The following is a 20,051-nucleotide window of genomic DNA, read 5'->3' on the forward strand; positions in this document are numbered from 1 at the left end:
CTTCTCCTGGTGATCGAGCGGTTCAACGCAGTGGAAGCAGCGAACCGGGCTGGTCGACGGGTGTGAGGGTCAGGTCGAGCCGGGCCGAACGCACCCGGGCCACGGACGGTGGGGGCGCGGGCGGCTGGGCCGTGGGGGCCGGCCGGTGCCAGAACCTGCGGCGCCGGTAGACCGGCGGCGGCAACGGCGCTCGGCCTTCCTCGCCGAGCGCCCCGGGTCCGAGTACGACGTGGGCGTTGGTCCCGCCGAACCCGAACGCGCTCACCGCCACCCGGCTACCGGGCGGCAGCTCCGCGACCTCGGTCACCGGGAAGAACGGCGACTCGGCGAACGCGAAGCGGGGATTCGGTCGACGGCAGTGCAGGGTCGGCACCAGCCGGCCGTACCGCAGGATCTGCACCGCCTTGATGAACCCGGCGATCCCCGCGGCGCTGAGGAGATGCCCCATCGAACTCTTGATGCTGCCGATCCCGCAGTAGCCGCGATCGGCCGTGTATGCCCGGTGGACGGCGGTGAGGGCCTGCAACTCGATCGGGTCGCCGATCATCGTGCCGGTGCCGTGGGCCTCGACGTAGCCGATCGTGCGCGCGTCGATCCCGCCACGGGCGAGCACATCGGCGATCAACGCACGCTGGGCCCGGCCGTTCGGCGTGGTGTGGCCCATGGTCCGGCCGTCGTTGTTGACGCCGGACGACTCGATCACGGCCAGCACCCGGTCACCGTCCCGCTCGGCGTCGGCGAGCCGCTTCAGCAGCACCATCCCGGCGCCCTCACCGGGGACGAAGCCGTCGGCGGACTCGTCGAAGGTGCGGCACCGGCCACTGGGTGACAACGCCCTGCCGGCGCTGAGCATGAGATACGGCTCCTCGTCGAGGAGCAGGTCCACCCCGCCGGCCAGGGCCATGCACGACTCGCCCGACGCCAGGCTCTGGGCCGCCAGGTGGATGCTCACCAGCGACGACGAGCACGCGCTGTCGACCACCAGGTTCGGTCCGGTGAGGTCGAGGAAGTGCGACACGTGCGCGGCTACGAAGTTCTGGTTCACGCCGACGATGAACTCCCGCTTCGGCGGCCGCAGATGCTCGCGATGGTTGCCGGTGCGGGAGCCGACGAACACCCCGATGGGCCGGCCGCGAAGCTCGGCGTCGGTGTAGCCGGCGTCCCGGACGCACTCCACGGACACTTCGAGCGTCTTGCGGACCAGCGGGTCCAGGTGCCGCGCCGTCTCGTCGTCGAACCCGAAGAAGTCCGGGTCGAACAACGCGGCGTCGTCCAGGAAGCCACCCCACCTGCTCTGGCTTCGGCCCGGCCCGCCGTCCGGGCTGTAGAGCGACGCGACGTCCCACCGGTCGGCCGGCACCTCGCCGACCGCGTCCCGCCCGGTCAGCAGCAGGTCCCCCAGCTGCTGCGGATCTGCCGCGCCCGGTAGCCGGCACGCCATGCCGATCACGGCGATCGGCGTCGGCTTCCCGCCGAGCGCCGGTGCCGGTGCCGTGGCCGTGGCCTTGGCCGGTGCCGTGGCCGGTGCCGCGCCGACGGCGGCCGGAGCTGGCTGGACGGCCGCCCGAGATCCGGTCGCGGCAGGCGGGCCGAGCGCCTCGGCCAGGGCCTCCAGCGTCGGGTGCTCCTGCAACAGGCTCGGGTCGACCACCTCGCCACGCACCGCTTCGAGCTCCCGGACCAGTTCGGCCATGAGCAACGAGTCCACACCGAGATCGACGAGCGTCGTGTCGGGTCCCATCAGGGCGGGATCGACCCGGGTCGTCCGCGCCACCACGGCGGTCAGCCATCCGATGTCCGGGGTGGGCCCCCTCGGCGTCGACGGGGCCGGGGTGGGCTGTCCCGGCGTTGACGGGCCCGGGGTGAACGGCGTCTGCTCGGCGGGAGGCACGCGCCGGGGCGACACGAGCAACTCGTCCGCCGCCACCGAGGCACGCTCCACCCGGCACGGCAGGAGCACCGGCTCGCCGGACACCCGCAGGGCGAGATCGAGCAGCCGCAGGGCGTCGCTCTCGCCCAGATCGGGGATGCCGAGTTCACCGCTGGCGCTGGTCCGGTCGTGTCCCATGCCCACCCCGCGCCACAGTGGCCAGCGCAACGCGCGTACCGCGCAGCCGGACACGCCCGAGTGCGCGAACGCGAAGTCGTCGAGCGCGGTGTTCGCCGCCGCGTAGTCCAGGTAGCCGGCGGCCAGTCGCGGCACCGCCCCGGCCACCGACGAGAAGAGCACCAGCAGTCTCGGTCGGTGGGGGCCGAACGCCGACCAGAGCACCCGCACGCCGTCGACCTTCGGCCGCAGCACCCGGGACATCTCGTCGGGCGTGCGGGACAGGAAGGACGCCGGCTGGTCCATGACGCCCGCGCAGTGGAAGGCTGCGGTGATCCCGCCGGCCCGTCCCCGGACATGGTTGATCAGTCTGCGCAGCGAGGTGACGTCGTCCAGGGCATGGGTGCGTACGGTCAGGGTCACGCCGCGGTCGGCGAGGACGAGCAGCGCCGCGAGTCGGGCCCTCAGCGCCGGTTCCGTCGACTCGGCGGCGGCCAGGGCGGCCCACCGGCTCCGGGCCGGCAACCGGGAGCGGCCGACCAGGACGAGGTGCCGGGCGCCACGGTCGGCCAGGTGGGCCGCCAGTCGGAGCCCGATCCCGCCGAGACCGCCCGTGATCAGCACCGCGCCCCGGTCGAGCCCGGTGAGCGCGTCGGCCCCGGTGGCGGCCGGTGCGAACGTCGCCACGGGACGCCGCCGGCGCGACCCGGCGTACCGGACCTCCGTCTCCCGGTCCGTCGCCCGCGCCTCCACCGCGACCGCCGCCGCCAGCTCGGGTACGTCGCCGTCGACCCGGACGGTCCGGGCGTGGACGCCGGGGAACTCGCCGGAGAGGCCGCGGTAGAACCCGGCGACCACGGAACGGGCCACGCCGCTCACGTGCACACAGTGCAGTCCGGTCCGGGGACGCGTGCCGAGCACCCGTTGCAGCAGCGCGATCCGCTCCGGGACCTGGGAGCCGGGGTCGGTCCAGTCGACGAGGTCGACGACGCCGGTCAGCCCGTCCATCGCGGGCACGGCCGCGCCGGGGAGGTGGGCCACGCCGCGGTCACCGAGGACGACGCGGGCGAGTTCCGGATCGGTCGTGACGACCAGGTACCGGCCGTCGGGAACCGTCTGCGGGCGGGGCGCGTCCTGCCAGGTGGTGGTCAGGAACTCGGGCCCGGCCGACGGCGCCACCCAGTGCTGGTCGCGGTTGAAGGGGTAGGTGGGCAGCGACACCGGCGGGGCGTGCGGAGTCGTCCACTCCAGCTCGGTGGCGGGACCGGTGTCGAACGCCGTACCGAGCTTCTCGGCCAGCTCGTCGAGGTCCGCGGCCTCGACGGCGACGCGGTGCGGGAAGGCCGCGCGCCCGGTCTGCATCGTCCGTGCGATGGAGGCCAGCGGCGGCGCGTCGGGCGACCGCGCCACGTCCAGCAGCGCGGCCACGGCCCGCCGCAGCGCCTGGGAAGTACGGGCCGAGACGGGTACGACCACCGGTCCCGCCCCAGGTGGGGCCGGAGTCTCGGGCGCTTCCTCCAGCACGACGTGCGAGTTCGTCCCGCCCATGCCGAACGAGCTGACCCCGGCCCGGCGTGGGCCGCCGCCGGCCGGCGCCTCCCACGGACCGCGCTCGACCTGGAGCCGGAACGGCGAGCCGACAAGCTTGATCATCCGGTTCGGTCGGCGGACGTTGCGGGTAGCCGGCAGGGTCCGGTGCCGCAGGGCCAGGATCACCTTGATCATCCCAGCGATCCCGGCTGCGGCCTCCAGGTGGCCGATGGTGGTCTTGACCGACCCGATGCCGCAGTGCGGCTCGGCCGGGAGCGGGCGGGACCACCGGTCGTAGAGGCGTCGGAACGCCGCCACCATGCCGGAGACCTCAATGGGATCGCCCAGCCGGGTGCCCGTGCCGTGCGCCTCAAGGTAACCGACGGTGCCGGGATCGACGCCCGCCTCGGTGTACGCGCTGACGAGCAGGTCGGCCTGGGCGTCGGGGTTGGGCGCGGTGAACGACTGCGCCTGCCCGCCGTGGTTGACGGCCACCCCACGGATCACCGCGTGCACCCTGTCCCCGTCGGCGACGGCCCGGTCCAAGGGCTTGAGCAGCAGGGCGCAGACCCCTTCGCCCCGGACGTAGCCGTCCGCGTCGTCGTCGAAGGTGTGGCAGCGGCCCCGCGGGCTCAGCACGCCGGTGCGGTCGTACGCGGTGTGCCTGCCGGGGTCGCAGAGCACGTTCACGCCCCCGACGAACGCCTGGTCGCACTCGCCCGCCCGCAGCGCGGACACCGCCTGCGCCACGGCCACCAGGGACGACGAGCAGAGCGTGTCCACCGCGACGCTCGGCCCCCGTAGCCCCAGGGCGTAGGATACGCGGTTGGCCACCAGCGACGGGGAGACGGCGACGCTCAGGTGCGGTTCGTCGTGACCGGCGTGTGCGGCGAGCAGGGCCGAGTAGTCCGAGTGGCACACACCCGCGTAGACGCCGGTGCGGCTGCCGGCCAGCGAGGTCGGATCCCACCCGGCGTCCTCGGCCGTCGCCCACGCCACCTCCAGCAGGAGCCGTTGCTGCGGATCCATCAACGCCGCCTCCCGGGGGCTGATGGAGAAGAACTCGTGGTCGAAGCGACGGATGTCGTCGAGCAGGGCCGCCTTCCCCACCACCCCGGGGTGGGCGGCGGTGTCCCACCGGTCGATCGGGATGTCCCGAACGGCGTCCTCGTCCCGGCCGAGGAGGTCCCAGAGCGCGTCCACCCCGTCCGCGCCGGGAAACCGGCCCGCCATGCCGACCACGGCGATCGGGGCGGCCGTGTCGGGTCGCGCCGGTGCCGCCGGGGTGCTCGGAGCGGGGGCACGGGTCTGACCACGCAGCACCCGCACCATCTCCGCGACGGTGAAGGCCTGGAACATGACGCTGGGGTCGATGGCCAGGCCCGACTCGTCGCCGGCCCGGGCGGCGAGCTCGGAGAGCGAGACACTGTCCAGCCCGCGCTGACGAAGGTCGTCGTCCGGGGAGAGGGAGCCGGCGGGCTGGTCCAGTACGCGTTCCACCAGCGGAAGCAGGATGCCCGCAAGCTCTTCTGAGGCGGGTGGCGCAGCCGGAGCGGGTGCCGTGACCCGGGTGGGAGCCGGCACGGGCCCCTCGGGCCGGTCGGGCTGGTCGGGCCGGTCCGGCCGGTCGCCCCACAGGCTCGCCAACGCGCTGTGTCGGACGAGCCGTTTCACCGTCTCGATCCGGGCGAGCGGCCGGCCGTCGCGCTCCCGCAGCAGCGTGGACCTCAGCACCGCACGGTGGCCGGGTTCGAAACGGCAGTCGTCGAGCCGGTACCGCACCGCGTCCTCGATGCCGCAGTTGCCCAGGTACACGATGTCCCGGCTGACCGTGGCGGCCTCGGTGGACCACTCGCCACCCGGCACGAGGGAATGCAGGTGCCTACGCTCGCCGTGGTCGTTGATGTGTGCGTACGACGCGAAATACAACAGGCCAGCAGCATTGATGTCGACAAATGGATTGAGTTCGTAGCGGCAGGTGTAGTGGCCAGGACCGTCGGGCCCGGAGGCTGCCATCGAACGGAAGTCGCGGTGGAAAGTCAACTGCTCCTCGGTCGGCGCGGCAAGCGACTGCCGACCCGCGCGCCGCGGCACGCCGGGTGTCAGCCAGTTCCCGGTGCCACGTCGCACGAAGACCGTGAGCAACCGCACGTCGACGCGCGCCGCAGCCGTCTCGAACCGGACATCACCCAGGAACGTGTGCTCGTCGATCCTCGTCAACGAGCCACTGAACCGCCCCTCGTCGTGTTCGGTGAAGGCCCGCAGCGAGTCGGCGACGGTCAGCCGCACGCGGACGAAGGCGGGCAGCAGCCGGGCACCATCAGCACCGGCGAGCTCGGCGACCGGCACCCCGAAGTGCTCGCCGATGAGCGCCCACTGCAGGTCACCGGCCTCGCGCAGCAGCCAGTTCTCGGAGAGGCCACTGGATGAGAGCGCGGGAAGACCGAGCACGACACCCCGGGTCACCACGACTGCACACCGACCCGCCGCACGGCCGGGAGCGGCGCACGCTCCGGACGTCCCACTACGGACCGTCCGGCGACAGGAGACGCGCCGGACCACGGTCCACACTGAAGCATCTGATCACCCTGAGTCCCTGGTCGATCACTTTCCGCTGCGCCGTCGCCCACCATAGCGCAGCGGATTGGTGCTGTAAATCGAGGGATGTCGACGCGAAGAGGTCGTTACGGAGACCCGCGGAACAGCGACCGAGCGTCAGGGCAACGGGCGTCGGCACATGCAGGCAGCAAAAACCCAGGTCGGGGCAAGCTCGATTGCCGACAGGCTCCACCCCCGAACACCGGCGCCGGACACACCGTTCAGGGGAACCGAGATTCGCCATTCCGACACTCGACGAACCGGCGCGCAGCGGCTCGACCGATCGCGTTTTCCAAAGAGATCCGTCGGTGCCAAATCCCTCACCCCCGCGCCGACGCAACGGCTGCCATGAGCGACGCCACGGCGGTGGGTGACGTGACGGCGGTGGGTGACGTGACGGCAGTGGCCCGCCCGGCGGTGCTGACGCAGACGACTCAGCTCCGTAGGCCTCGCCCCACGACATCGGCTGCCTCGACCCTCAGCTCCACGCCGGCCACAGTCCCCCCGGGCCAACCAGGGACCGCACCGTCCTCAGCCAGGCCCCCTCTCCCGCGAATGCCCCGGGAGGTCGCCACCCCGTGCCGCCCCATGCCGGCCCCGCACACCGGGCAGTCGGGCGGCGGCCTGACGAATGCGACCTGCATCCGGTCGGGGACCCGCCCTTCGGTCCCTATGGAGCTGCCCCGTCCACGCTCCCGCTCCACCGACCGCACAAACGGGGCAGCTCCATAGGGGCGGACGGAGGGTAGGTCGCCCTGGTGAAGGTCGACCAGACGAAGACCGACCCGGCAAAGACCGACCAGGCAGGAGCCGACCTCGGCAGGAGCCGACCCGGCGAAGGCCGATTCGGCGAAGGCCGATTCGGCAGGGGCCAACCCGGCAGGGGCCGGTGATGTCGGCAGCGCATGCATCCCCTGGGGCCTGCCGAGCCGGAGACCCTCACGACCTTGCCGAGGCCCTGCCGTTGCACCGAGCAAGGTGCTGTCGGCAAGTTGCGAACAGCAACAGGCACCCCGGTCGAGAGATTCACAGGCGACAATCTCTCGAAGACCCTCCTGCCATTCGAATCACGCGTTGAACACGCACTTGTGATCATCGATGAGGCACCCCTATGATCCAAGCCAGCTTCCCATAAATCCTCCCCACAGTTGCTTGCGGCAATAATGGTTGCGTTCCCAACGCACCTCTTGGTGCCCGGAATTCCAGGAGAAACACATGATGGAGAACACGTCGGTGAGCCGACGGAAAGGGCTCGCCGCCCTGGGCCTGGCCCTGGGCGTGACCCTGCTGGGCGGGGCAGTGGCGCCTTCGGCGCAAGCCACGGCGAGTTCGGCGTCAGAAAGCCGGAGCACCACCGGCCTCGCCGCCACGTCGTACAGCGTCACGATCGTCAACAATTCGGCGATCGACGACGAGAACGCCATCGTGTTCCAGCAGCAGCCGACCCAACCATCGGACGTCCACTCGCTGGCCTGGCTGTCGAAGATGTGCCACGCGGGCACCAGTGTCACGTTCGGGTGGACGGTGGACTACAACTTCGTCTGGGGTCAGACGGGAACGCTCAAGCCCGGCGTGAATTACGATGCGGGGCAGATCGTTCCAGCCGATCTCGATACCGCGAACACGATTCCCCTGTCGTACATCAAGGACGGTTTTGAATTCGGCAAGCCGACCTCGGGGGCCGCCAGCGGGTCGCTTGTCATCAATGAGGACGACACGGTTCCGGGCCCGGATTCGTCCGATCAGGGAAGTGTCGGCATCGGGATGTCGGGGGCGGGAACGTTCGTGGTCTCGACGCAGCCGGACACCGGCGTCGAGTTCGAGATCACCCCGACCTACTGGCTGGCCTTCGGCAGTTACGAGGCCGGCACGGTCGTCAGCGAGGACATTCTGACCAAGCCCTATCAACTACAGTTCCCGGACGGCTCGACCAAGGCCATCGCCACCTTCGACGGCAAGAACTGGACGGTCGAGTACGGCGGATAGCCAACACGGGAACCTGACATCCCGGTGGAGGGCTGGCAGCAACCAGCCCTCCACCGTTTTCGCGCCGGCCAGCGCAGCTCAGGCGCGAGCCGGCCCATGCCCAGCGGGTCGGCGGGCCAACCACAGCCGGTGGGCGAACAGCATCCCGTAGCCGGCGAGGACCGCGCCGAGCACCGCCAGCGCACCGGCGTCGGCGGAGCGGCGTGCCGCATCCAGGATCACGCCGAGCATCGCCGCCGCGACGATCAGGGACACGTGGTTCGAGGCCCAGAACACCACCGGCGTCATGCGCCGGGGATCGAGGTCACGCATCGCGCCTCCACGGAGCTGCCGGACGAGCCAGACCGACAGCGGCGCGGTGGCGGCCATCGCGGCCCAGACCAGCCACGGCAGCCAGCCGAGCAGCGCGAAGACGGTGAGCATCGCGTACGCGACCAACTGCCCGCCGACGATCACGTGCACCGCCGGCTGGTAGCCGATGATGACAGGCAGCGTGCGCTTGCCGACCATCGCATCCGACCGCCGGTCGCCCAGGTTCATCACCATCATCCGTACCACCTGCAGCACCGCGGTGGGCGCCAGCACGGCCAGCAGCAGCATCGGCACGGCACCCGCCTGGAGCACTGCTGCGACGGCGGGCCACAGGCCGTTGAGGATCGCGGCCACCGTCAGCTCTCCCGCGCCCCGGTAGTTCGCCCGCACCGGCGGCGCGGTGTAGAACCAGGCCAGCACCACGGCCGAGGTGGCGAGCACGCGCGCCTGCCAGGACGGCATGACGGCCACCATCAGCGTCGACGCGCTGAACAGTACGAACCCCGCGCCGAGCGACACCAGGGGTGCGACCGACCCGTCCACGAGCGCCCGGCTGCCGCCCGTCCACGGGGTGAAGTAGACGTTCGCCCGGTCGGCCTCCAGGTCGAAGTACTCGTTGCAGTAGTGGGTCATGACGTGGACCGTCCACGCGAACAGTTGCGCGACGACGTACCACGTCAGGTCGAGCGGGTAGCCCTGGTGTACCGACACCGCCACGGCGAGGCCCACCGGCAGGACGTTGTACAGCAGGAAGCGCAGTCGGGCCAGTCGGAGGAAGCCCCTCCAGGAGGTTCCATCCCGCCCGGCGGCGGGCCCGGCGGCAGCTTGGCGAGGCCCTGGGATCAACTGAAATTCCCGCATCGCGGCCATGTTCAATGCCTCCCCGTAGTCAGACAGTGGCAGCAACCTATATCTCCGGGAACGGCGACGGAAACGATCTGTCGGAAAAGCAGCTCCCTGCCCCCTTCGCTGGACACGTCCATTTGGTCTACGACTGTGGGGGGTGCCCGTGGTCGTCCCGCCCTCGGGCGGCGGACGCGAATCAGCGAGGCCGGGCCGATGAACCACCCCAAAGCGACGGTCAACCACTTTTTTTGAGTCTTGACTAAACACCTGAACGTTGCTTTGATCAGCAGTCATTGATGTTCCCGCAAGGGTTGCGTCGAGGCTGCCCGTCCCGCCCATTCCCACGTTGTGCCGAGTCGATCCGTCCCGTCGGCCTGCCGCCGCATCCTCCGTGGAAAGGAGTCCCCTTGCCCTCGTCCGGGAATCCGCCGTCCGAGCGCCCGCGCACCGCCGCCCGACGTCCACGCCACCGCGTGCTGGGCACCGCTCTGCTCGCCATCTGCGTGCCGGCCGCCGCCGGGATCGCCGTGGCCACCGCCCCGTCCGCCTTCGCCGCGGCTCCGGAACGTACGACCTCGAGGTGAGGGTCGCCACCGGCGCGGGCTTCGGCATCACGGACGCGCTGTCGCTGCGCGATGCCGCGAACAACGTGCTGGCCACGGTCTCGGTACCGGACACGGGCGGCTGGGCCACCTACCAGTCGGCGCACGCGACCGTCGACCTGCCGGCGGGCGACCAGGTCGTCACGCTGTACTGCGAGACCCGGGGGCTTCAACCTCGACTACCTCCGGCTCGCGCCCCAGGTGCTGACTCGCGAATCGTGAGTCGGATCTGACCGACCACGGCCGGGCTGTGCCTCGCACCCGAGAGAACGCGCGATCCGAGGACCCCACCACCCCTCTTTGCCTATGATTTGCTGCAAATGATGCCTTAAGGGCATGTTCGGCGACTCGGTGGTTGCGGGAGAGGTGCTGTGACGGCGGACAAGAGCGCAGCCGGTCGAGGGAGGCCACCCAGGCGCTACCTCGTGGCGGTGGTGTCGATCGTCGTCCTCTCCGGCGCGCTCTTCGGCTACGACCAGGGGGTCATCAGCGGCGCGCTCCGGGAGATCCGCCGGACGTTCGACGTGGACACCTTCGCGGTGGAGGCGGCGGCGAGCTGGGTGACCCTTGGCGCGCTGGTGGGGGCCCTGGCCGGCGGACACCTCGCGGACCGGATAGGGCGGCGGGGGGCGCTGTGGGTCGCCGCCGGCACGTTCGTCGCAGGCGCGATCGTCCAGTCGGTGGCGCCCACGATCGGCGTGCTGGTCGGCGCCCGGCTGATCCTCGGGCTGGGGATCGGGGTGGCGTCGGTCGCGGGCCCGATGTTCGCGGCCGAGGCCGCGCCGGAACGTATCCGCGGTGCCCTGGTGGCGGTCTACCAGCTCTCCATCACATTCGCGATTTTCATCGGCTATCTCGCCGACGAGACCTTCACCCGGGCCGGGTCGTGGCGCTACCTGCTGGGCACTGCCGCCCTGCTGGGAGTGGCCCTCACGCTGATCACCGTCGTGATACCGGATTCCGCCGTGTGGTACCTCAAACGGGGCGATCGGCACCGCGCCGAACAGTCGCTGAGCCGGACGGTGCCGCAGGCGAAGGTGCAGACCAGGCTGCAGGACATCCAGAAGAGCCTGCACGGCAGGAAGGCGGGCTGGCGGGAGATCCTCTCCCCGAGGTGGCGGCGCCCCCTCGCGCTGGGGGTCGGACTGGCGCTGTTCCAGCAGACGACCGGCATCAACGGGATCATCTACTACGCGGACTCGATCTTCTCGGCGGCGGGCTTCCGCACGCCTGAGGCGCAACTGTCCGCCACCACGTGGGCGATCGGAGCTGTCGACACGGTCTTCACCCTGGTCGCGGTGGCCTTCCTGGACCGGGTCGGCCGGCGACCGCTGTTGCTGGTGGGACTGTTGGGCATGACCGCCGCGCTCGTCGTGGTGAGCCTCAGCTTCCTGAAGCTGGGATCGGGGACGCAGGGGGAAGGGAGGGCCGGCCCCTCCGACGCGGGGATCTTCCTCCTGGTCGGCGTGGTCCTCTTCGTCGCCTTCTACGCCATGTCGATCGGCCCGACCGCGTGGACCGTCATCAACGAGATCTTTCCCGGGCCGATCCGCGGTCGGTGCGTGGCCATCGCCACCGCGACCCACTGGGGCACCGAGTACCTGATCACGCAGTTCTTCCTGAGCCTGCTCGGGACGCTCGGCAGAGCCGGCGTCTTCGCGCTCTTCGCCGGGCTCTGTGTCCTCGGCTTCCTGTTCATCTGGCGGTACCTGCCCGAGACGAAGGGCAAGACGCTCGAGCAGATCCAGGACATGTGGCAGAACGACCGCCCCGCACGACCACACCGGTCGGCGCGGCGGGTGTGAGCCGATGGTCGGCGGGACCGGCCACGTCGTCGCCGGCGCGGTCCCGCCGACCGGATACCCTCGCCGTCGTGACGCACGAGAACGAGATCACCGAGCCGACCGACTTGTGCCTTCCGGGCGGGCGGCTCCAGCCCGCCGCGGTGGGCTGGAGCCGCCACCCGGTGCACCGGGCGAACCTGCGCGGCTGGGGCCGCAACAAGCGCTGGGAGTACTGGGGCTTCGTCACCCCGACCCACATCATCGGTCTGGTCGCCTCGTCGCTGGACTACGCGGGCGTGCACGGCCTCTACGTGCTCGACCGGGCGACGAAGGTCGAGATCGACAGGGGCGCGGTGGTCCCCTTCGCCCGGGGCGCGGTCTTCCCGCCGGTCAGCGGGGCAGGCGCCGTGCGCGCCCGCGGCGGCGGGCTCTCGATCGACATCGACCAGGAAGCCTCGGGGACCACGATCCGCGCCACCGCCCCCGGTCTGGAGGTCGATCTCGTGGTGCCGCTGCCGGCGGGTCACGAGTCGCTCGGCGTGGTGGTGCCCTGGAGCACCCGCCGGTTCCAGTACACCGTCAAGGACGTCGGCCGCCCGGTTCGCGGCACGCTGCGGGTGAACGGGGTGGACCATCCGGTCGCCGAGGCGGACTCCTTCGCCGTCCTCGACCACGGGCGCGGCAGATGGCCGTACGCGGTCCGCTGGAACTGGGCCGCCGGCAGCGGCCCGGGCCGGGCGATCCAGCTCGGCGGCAAGTGGACCGACGGCACCGGCTCGACCGAGAACGGCCTCTTCGTCGACGGCCGGCTGCACAAGATCGGCGACGAGCTGCGCTGGGAGTACGACCGTTCCGACTGGCTGCGGCCGTGGCGGATCAGCGGTGAGCGGGTGGCGGTGGAGTTCCACCCGTTCCACGAGAAGATCGCCCGGACCAACTTCGGTGTGCTCGCCAGCGAGACGCACCAGTGCTTCGGGCACTTCACCGGCTGGGCTGCCGCCGACGACGGCGAGCGGGTCGACCTGGACGGCCTGGTCGGCTGGGCCGAGGAAGCGCGCAACCGCTGGTAGCGCGCCGGTCCGGCGGCACCGTCCGCCGGACCGGTCGAAGGACTCAGAGCCGCAGCCGGCCGTTGACCTGCCGGACCGCGTCCTCGGGCAGCTTGAGCACCCGCCGGTCGTAGCTGAACAGGCCGTTCAGTTCGTCCTCCACGTCGGACAGTTGGGTGTAGACGGTGGCCGCGAGACCGGCCGGGATCGCGGGCACGATCTGCTCGTCGTGCAGCCGGGTGAACGCCCCGGCCAGTTCGGCGTCGGTGCGGAAGCGCTTGTACCCGAACTCGGCCGGCCCGAAGGCGTGCCCGTCGAGGCGCAGGGTGTAGCCGCCGTACTCGGAGAGCACCAGGGCCCGCCGGTCCCGGCCGGGCGCGGCGCCGTCGCGGACCGCTCCCCCGCCCGGCGTGGCGTCGCGGCGTGACCGGCGCCGCGACGCGCGGAAGCGACGGAAGTAGACGTGCAGGCTGCGCAGGTCGCCGCCGCCCTGGTCGTGCCAGCCGCTGGCGTGGTCGACGGTCCGGGTCGGATCGAGGGCGGCCACCTCCCGGGCGACCTCGGCGGCGTCGAACTGCCCCCAGCCCTCGTTGAACGGCACCCAGACGGCGATGCTCACCACGTTGCGCAGGTGCTCGACGGTCTCGCGCGCCTCGGCGCGGAACTCGTCGCGGCCGGCCGCGTCGGCGCGGCCGAACCAGCGCCGCCAACGGCCCCGGTCGGGCAGCCGCAGCGGCGTCAGCACCGGTGCGGTGACCACCAGCGGGCGGTACGTGCTGCCACCGTTGACCATGTCCTGCCAGACCAGGATGCCGAGCCGGTCGCAGTGGTGGTACCAGCGCAGCGGCTCGATCTTGATGTGTTTGCGCAGCATGGTGAAGCCGAGCCGCTTCATCGCGGCGATGTCGGCGACCATCGCCGCGTCCGACGGAGCGGTGTAGAGGCCGTCCGGCCAGTAGCCCTGGTCCAGCACCCCGGCGTGGAAGTACGGCTCCCCGTTGAGCAGCAGCCGGGGCACCCCGTCCGCGTCCGGCCCGACCCCGAACGAGCGCATGCCCACGTAGCCGCGTACGTGGTCGTCGCCGTAGCCGACGGTCACGTCGTACAGGAACGGGTCCTCGGGGGTCCAGGGGCGCACCTCGGGCAGCGGCAGGCGCACGGCGGTCCCGGCGGCGGCGCTCGCCTCGGCGACCACGACGCCGCCGGCCAGGACCCGGATCTCCGCGTCGCCCACGGCCCCGCTCGCGTGCACGGTCACCTCGACACAGCCCTGCGCCAGGTGGGGCGTGAGGGTGAGCCGCTCGACGTGGGCCTCGGGGACGCACTCGGCCCAGACGGTCTGCCAGATCCCGGACTGGGCGGTGTACCAGATGCCGCCCCGGCGCAGCTTCTGCTTGCCGCGCGCGTGGTAGCTCGTGTCGCTGTCGTCGCGCACCGCGACGACCAGCACGTTCTCGCCGTCGCGCAGGGCGTCGGTGACGTCGCAGCGCACCGGCAGGTAGCCGCCGGTGCGCCCACCGACGGGCACCCCGTTGAGCAGGACGGAGCAGGTCTGGTCCACCGCGCCGAAGTGCAGCAGCACCCGGTGGCCGGGCCGGTGGAAGCCGTCGGGCAGCCGCAGCGTGCGGCGGTACCAGAGGGTCTGGCCGGGCAGCAGTTGCCGCCCCACCCCGGACAGCGGCGCCTCCGGGGAGAAGGGCACCAGGATCTCGCCGTCGTAGCGCGCCGGCTCCCGGGCGTCGTCGGTGATCGCGTACGCCCACCGGCCGTTGAGGTTGAGGTGGCTGTCCCGGACCAACTGCGGGCGCGGGTACTCGGGCAGCACCCGGTCGGGGTCGAGGGCCTCGCCCCACTCGGTCGTCAGCGTCACGCGTCTTCCCTCCCGATCCGGTGGCGGCGCAGGGCGAGCACCGGCACGACGATGAGCGTCAGCACGGCCAGCGCCATCAGGAAGATGCCCGGCGTCGGCACCTGCTTGACCACCCCCAGGTCCTGGTACGTCTCGTCGGCGTTGCTGATCACCACCGCGCCCAGGTACGGGCCGATCAGCATCGGGATCAGGATGGCGAAGACCATCCGCAGCCCCTGCACGTGACCGGCCCGCTCCGGCGGCGAGTAGTCCCGCACCAGCGCGCCCAGCGGCGCCAGCACCAGCATGAAACCCGACATCATCACGATCCCGGCGCCGATCACCGGCAGCGTGCCCCGGGCCAGGAACATCAGCAGCAGGCCGGTGCCGTAGACGGCCGCCGCCGGCAGCACGAACCGGACCTTGCCGACCCGGTCGATCACCCGACCGGCGAGCACGCTGACCACCGACGCGGTCACCAGCACGACGGCGAGCACCACGGCGTACCCCTCGACCTTGAGGTAGCGCTGTAGGTAGATGACCAGGTACGGCAGGAAGACCTGCGTCGAGATGCCCCAGACCGACCAGGCGGTCAGGGCCAGGTAGAGGCCCGGATTGGCGCGCATCGCGGACGGCCGCAGGCCGTGGAACACCGAGCGCAGGTAACCGGCGTCGTTGCGTACCAGGGTGGGGCTGTCCTCGACCAGGAACCAGGCGGCGACGCCGGCCACGGCCATCACCGCCCCGATGATCAGAAAGAAGGTCCGCCAGTCACCGGCGCGGGCCAGCCCGTCGAAGCCACCGAAGATCACCAGCATGGCGAGCAGCGGCATGATCGCCAGCACCGCCTCGACCCGGCCACGGTTGGCCGGCCGAGTCACGTCGGTCACCCACGCCTGGAACGCCGCGTCGTTGGCACCCGAGCCGAGGAACGACATCAGGCAGTCCAGCGCGATCACCGCGAGCACGGTGAGCAGGACGACGTTCGCCACCGGCGCGATGTCACCCGTCGCGCCCACGGTGAGGAAGCCGAACGCGGCGGTGCAGACGCCCCAGAGCAGGTAGCCGCCCGCGACGAACGCCCGGCGTCGCCCGAGGCGGTCGGAGAGCGCGCCCAGCAGCAGGGTGGCGAGCGTCGCGGTGGCGGCGCTGGCGGCGACCATCGTGGCGATCACGGTCGGGTCGTCGGTGATCGTGTCGTAGACGAAGAGGTTCAGATAGATGTTCTCGACCGTCCAGGCCATCTGGCCCACCAGGCCGAGCAGCACCACCGCGACCCAGGTACGCGACCGCAGCCGCGCGGGACCGTCGGTGGGCACGTCGGTGGTGCTGCGGACGTCGGCGCGCGGCTGGGCCGGGGGCGGTAGCGGGTGCGGGACGGACATGGCGACCTCCTCGGCGGTCAGCACATGATGAACCACGCTCACCTTCTGCGAGAACGGGGTACGCCCAACCCGAACTCAGGCCCGACCGGCTCCCGCCCACGAAGGCCCGCGTCGTCGACTCCGCAGTCCGGTCAACGCGACGGCGGGGCCTACCTCGACACGTACGCCGAGACGACCGGGGTGCCGTCGGCGCGGGTGACCGCGAAGAACGACAACGCGCCCACGTCCACCGGCGCCTCGCCGGTGACCTCCGGCACGGTGTCGGAGCCGACCCAGCCGGCAACCAGGTGGGTGTTGCCGTCCGTGGTCACCGCGTAGAGCTGGTACCGGGTGCCGGGCCTCAGTTTGGTGACGGTGGCTCGTACGGTGACCGCCCCGTCGTGTCCGACGGCGACGACCGAGAGGGTGGCTCCGTCCATACCCGCGGCGGCGGTGGCGGCGAGCGTGACGTCCACCGGCGCGGTCCGGCCACTGTCCCCGTCTTCGCCCTCGGCCGCGAGGCCGATGAACAACCCGGCCGCGATCAGCACCGCCAGCACCGGGCCGGCGATGCCGAGCAGGCTTCTGGCGCGTACCGAACGCCGGGTCCCGGGACGGCTCGCCGACGAGGGCCTGCCGGGCCCGGCTCGCACGGTGCCAGCCCTGGTTCGGGTACGCGAGGCGGCGTCGGAGACCGGCCGGTCGGCCACCGGCGGTGCCGGCCCTGACGTCGCGGCCCCTGACGTCGCGGCCGCCGCGTCCCGCGCCGGAAGCCCTGGCGCACCGAACTCCTCGACGATCCCGCGCCTGTCCTCGTCGGAGATCAGCGCCAGCACGGCGACCACCTCACCGAGTTCGTCGGACTCCGCGAGGCAGGCAGGGCAGACCGCGAGGTGGCGCTCCACCTCCTCACGCTCCTGCGGATTCAACGAGCCCAGCAGGTACATCCCAAGCGATTGCCGCACATGCCATTCATCGGTGGAGTCCGTCACTCGGCATCCGATCCTCAAAGCCACTCCGGCGATTTACTGTTCTTAATACGGGCGCCTCCGTCATCCGGTTCACGGTTGCGGGCGGCGACTTTGCCGGCGGCCCCGATGTCGGGCCCGGACGCATGCGGGAAACGTCGCCGACATATTCACCGGCGCCCTCGAAGCCGCCGGAGAGCCCCCCGATCGGGGGACAAGCCGCGCCCCGCCGGAAAGTGGCCCGGTCCGTGAACCACGCCGCGAACCTGTCCGTCTTCAAGTCGGCGACATACCCAGGCGGGCCGTGGAGGTAGATGTGTTCAGCGTCGCGATCGTCGACGAACAACCCGTGTCCCGGGCTGGCATGGAGAAACTCGTGTCGGACGACCCGGCGTTGGAGGTGGTGGCCTCGGTCGGTGCGATCGACGACCTGCCGCACACCGGCCGGGACGCGTACTGTGTCGTGATCGTCGATCTGCCGGCGCGTGGCGGCGGCAGATCCCTGGAGATCATTTCCAGGGTCGCCGGGATCGGCCGGCCGCTGGTGTGCGCGTCCTGGGAGCAGCCGCCCACGCTCCTGGCCACGATCCGCGCCGGGGCACGGGGTTGCATCACGCGGCACACCGAGCAGACCGCGGTCCGCGACGCGCTGCGCATCGTCGCCAAGGGCGGCTTCTACCTGTGCCCCCGGCTGGTCGGCCGGTTCCAGACCGAATTGACCCGGCAGGCCGACGATGACCCGAGCGGCCTGGCTCCCCGAGAGGTCGAGACGCTCCGGTGGATCGCGCTCGGCTTCACGCACGCGCAGGTCGCCACCCGGATGGGCCTGTCGCAGGCCACGGTGAACACCTACGCGAAGCGGATCCGCGCCAAGCTGAACGTCAGCAACAAGGCGGAGCTGACCCGGATGGCGATCGAGCTGGGGCACCTGACGGAGAGCCGGCAGACGTACCCGGCTGCGTAGCCGCCGTGGCGGCTACGCAGCCGGTGTCCTGCGCCGACGCCCATCAGTCCGGGCATTGCATGATCATGGTGCCGATCTCCGCCAGCCCCAACTGGTGATCCGGGAGCTTGTCCTGTAGGGCACCGATCCGGCGGACCCAGTCGGCGCGGCCCCCCCGGGGCAGGTGTGCCTTGTGGTCCTCGATGCTCTTGTTGATCTGCTCAGGCGTCATCGAGCCGTCGAGCTGCCCGGCGATGGCCGTCAGGATCGCCTGGCTGGCGAAGTCGTTCAGACCGCCGCCGGCCAGCGTCGCGAGGTGTGGCAGCAGCTTGGTGACCGTCGCCTGGGCGGCCTCGGCGTCGACGTTGACGAGGGGCTCGAAGATGGCGTCGCCGCGCGCCTCACCCGCGCCGAGGTAGTTGACGACGGCGTCGCCCTGGCCCAGGTCGGCCAGTTGGAGGGTGGCGTCGTGGGCGGCGAACGACGGGTCGCGAAGGGCAATCTGCTCGACCAGCGGCTTGAGCGTCTTCACCCCCGGGCCCCGTAGATCAGCCGCCAACCGACCATCGCCGAGGTGATCGGTCAACGACGTGGAGAGGAAGGTCGCCACCTGCTCCGGCGGGCGGCCGAACCTCGGGGTCCGGTGCCGGCCGGCGGCGGTCAGCAACAAGGGCAGGGTCAGCTCCGACTGCGCACCCGGAGTCGAGCCGGCCCCCGTCGCGATGCCCGGCTGGCGCACCGTCCAGTTCCACTGCGGGCCGAAGTTCACCGACAGCCCGCCGGAGGCCGTCGACGCCGCGGCGACCCGGTGCACCAGCGCAGCGCCGTAGCTGTCCAACACCTCGAACAGGTCCTTGCTGGTCTGACCCCGGGTGACCACCACGGGCACCCGGTTGCGCCAGCCGTACTGCTCCAGGAGGGTCCGGACGGCCGCGATCCGCGCCGGGGTGAGGGGTGTCCGGGTGTGCTCCACGGCCAGGACGATCACCGGTTGGTCGAGCTTGCCGATGGCCCCGTAGACCGTGTTGAGCAGGCTTTCCTGCTCGGTCTCTGCCGAACCGATCACCACGACGTCCCGGTCGGGGCGGGTGTCGTCGACCGCCACGGCCGCCCCGTCCGGCCAGCGGATGGGCCAGCTCGCCGGCGGTTCGGCCGCGTACCGCGCGGCGTCGAGCACGTCGAGGCGGTCCGCGAGCGCCATGGTGTCGGGCAGCACGGTGAGTTCGATCCGGGTCGGGTCGCTGGGGAAGCTCGCCGCCCTCGCCGCGCCCGGGTCCAGGAACGACACCCCGGTCAGGTCCCGCTGGGCCAGGTGCACGGCGGAATCCGCCCCGTCGGCCACCCCGACCAGCGCCTGACTCTGCGGCGGCAGGGCCTCGAGCCGCCGCATCAGCTCGACGTACCCGTCCACCTGCACGGTCGACGCGGTCTTGTCCGCAAGCGCTGCGGTGACGTCCTTCTCGTCGAGCGGTCGGCCGAGCCGGGTCACCGTATCGCCGAACCACGCTTCGACCAGCCCCGCCGGTACGCCCAGTTCGACGTCGTCCGGCCCGAAGACGATACGCCCGGCGAGGTACGGGCGCTTCGCCGCCAGCTGCGCCACCTCGTCGCTCGGGTTGGCGTGTACGCCGACCGCCCGGGAGAGCTTCGGCAGCACCCGGACGCTGTGCGCCTCGTCGACGCTGGTGATCCTGCCCGCGCTGTCCAGTGGAAGCACCCGGTGCTGCCGTCCGGAGGGCAGGGTGCGGCCCGGTGTGAGCTGCCCCACCGGCACCTGCACCGGAATGCCGAGGCCGTCCGCCCACTTTGCCAGCTCGACCTCGTCCGGCGACTCCTGCAGGCTGCCCTTCGGTGGCACGTACATCATCTGGTCGAGCGTCAGGGTCGGCAGGCGGCCCAGGTAGTTGGTGACCAACGGCGAGCTCAGGCCGTCCGGCCCGAAGCTGAGCGGCACGATCTGCGGCATCCGTGGCCGGCTGTCGAGCTCCTGCAGGAAGGGATCTGAATCGATCTTGCCCTTGGTTCCCAGATGCAGATACATCCCGCCCGAGCGCAGCGGGACGATGCGGCCGTCGGCGCAGAGCTCGGACTTCGGTCGGGGCTCGGAATTCGTTTGGATCAGCAGGGGCAGGTTCATCGGTCCTCCAGGGCGCGGAGCGGGTGCGTGGGCTGC

At 71.5% G+C, this 20,051-nt stretch carries 11 protein-coding genes; 5 read left to right on the plus strand and 6 right to left on the minus strand.

Features of this window, described 5'->3' with window-relative positions:
• Window positions 1–22: 22 nt before the first annotated feature.
• Window positions 23–6,043, minus strand: coding sequence for a beta-ketoacyl synthase N-terminal-like domain-containing protein (locus GVV04_RS03530; RefSeq protein ID WP_201752810.1), 6,021 nt, complete (start codon window positions 6,041–6,043; stop codon window positions 23–25).
• 1,347 nt (window positions 6,044–7,390) lie between these two features.
• Between GVV04_RS03530 and GVV04_RS03535 the strand changes: the two genes are divergently transcribed.
• A complete protein-coding gene (locus GVV04_RS03535) occupies window positions 7,391–8,161 on the plus strand; it encodes a hypothetical protein (RefSeq protein ID WP_201752811.1) in 771 nt (256 codons plus the stop codon).
• A gap of 78 nt (window positions 8,162–8,239) precedes the next feature.
• Here GVV04_RS03535 and GVV04_RS03540 read toward each other — a convergent pair whose 3' ends face one another.
• Window positions 8,240–9,334, minus strand: coding sequence for a prenyltransferase (locus GVV04_RS03540; protein WP_161684328.1), 1,095 nt, complete (start codon window positions 9,332–9,334; stop codon window positions 8,240–8,242).
• A 565-nt stretch (window positions 9,335–9,899) separates the two neighbouring features.
• Here GVV04_RS03540 and GVV04_RS34285 point away from each other — a divergent pair.
• The 3 genes from GVV04_RS34285 (at window position 9,900) to GVV04_RS03555 (ending at window position 12,775) form a co-directional block, all read left to right on the plus strand.
• A complete protein-coding gene (locus tag GVV04_RS34285) occupies window positions 9,900–10,154 on the plus strand; it encodes a carbohydrate-binding protein (protein ID WP_328822183.1) in 255 nt (84 codons plus the stop codon).
• Window positions 10,155–10,292: 138 nt separating this feature from the next.
• On the plus strand, window positions 10,293–11,726 hold the full coding sequence (locus GVV04_RS03550; protein ID WP_161684330.1) for a sugar porter family MFS transporter: 1,434 nt from the start codon (window positions 10,293–10,295) through the stop codon (window positions 11,724–11,726).
• 68 nt (window positions 11,727–11,794) lie between these two features.
• Window positions 11,795–12,775 carry a DUF2804 domain-containing protein gene (locus GVV04_RS03555; RefSeq protein ID WP_161684332.1) on the plus strand — a complete coding sequence of 327 codons (981 nt, stop codon included), beginning with the start codon at window positions 11,795–11,797 and terminating at the stop codon, window positions 12,773–12,775.
• Between the two features lie 43 nt (window positions 12,776–12,818).
• Here the strand turns inward: GVV04_RS03555 and GVV04_RS03560 are convergent, their stop codons facing one another.
• From GVV04_RS03560 to GVV04_RS03570, 3 genes are all read right to left on the minus strand, one after another.
• A complete protein-coding gene (locus GVV04_RS03560) occupies window positions 12,819–14,624 on the minus strand; it encodes a glycoside hydrolase family 2 protein (protein ID WP_161684334.1) in 1,806 nt (601 codons plus the stop codon).
• Window positions 14,621–16,024 carry an MFS transporter gene (locus tag GVV04_RS03565; RefSeq protein ID WP_328822184.1) on the minus strand — a complete coding sequence of 468 codons (1,404 nt, stop codon included), beginning with the start codon at window positions 16,022–16,024 and terminating at the stop codon, window positions 14,621–14,623. Before GVV04_RS03565 ends, GVV04_RS03560 begins: the two co-directional genes overlap by 4 nt.
• Window positions 16,025–16,137: 113 nt before the next feature.
• Window positions 16,138–16,932 (minus strand): anti-sigma factor, encoded by a 795-nt coding sequence (locus tag GVV04_RS03570; protein WP_161684336.1) that lies wholly within the window; start codon window positions 16,930–16,932, stop codon window positions 16,138–16,140.
• A 307-nt stretch (window positions 16,933–17,239) separates the two neighbouring features.
• Between GVV04_RS03570 and GVV04_RS03575 the strand changes: the two genes are divergently transcribed.
• Window positions 17,240–17,899 carry a LuxR C-terminal-related transcriptional regulator gene (locus GVV04_RS03575; protein WP_161684337.1) on the plus strand — a complete coding sequence of 220 codons (660 nt, stop codon included), beginning with the start codon at window positions 17,240–17,242 and terminating at the stop codon, window positions 17,897–17,899.
• A gap of 43 nt (window positions 17,900–17,942) precedes the next feature.
• Here the strand turns inward: GVV04_RS03575 and GVV04_RS03580 are convergent, their stop codons facing one another.
• Window positions 17,943–20,015, minus strand: a complete 2,073-nt coding sequence (locus tag GVV04_RS03580; protein WP_161684339.1) for a hypothetical protein — start codon at window positions 20,013–20,015, stop codon at window positions 17,943–17,945.
• Between the last annotated feature and the right edge of the window lie 36 nt (window positions 20,016–20,051).

Origin of the sequence: Micromonospora rubida (genome assembly GCF_009908295.1) — a bacterium.
Lineage (GTDB): Bacteria > Actinomycetota > Actinomycetes > Mycobacteriales > Micromonosporaceae > Micromonospora > Micromonospora rubida.

Bases quoted from the DNA above. Each gene is read 5' to 3' on its own strand.
- GVV04_RS03535 (WP_201752811.1), top strand. From the start codon at position 7,391: ATGATGGAGAACACGTCGGTGAGCCGACGGAAAGGGCTCGCCGCCCTG.
- GVV04_RS03540 (WP_161684328.1), bottom strand. From the start codon at position 9,334: ATGCGGGAATTTCAGTTGATCCCAGGGCCTCGCCAAGCTGCCGCCGGG.
- GVV04_RS03580 (WP_161684339.1), bottom strand. From the start codon at position 20,015: ATGAACCTGCCCCTGCTGATCCAAACGAATTCCGAGCCCCGACCGAAG.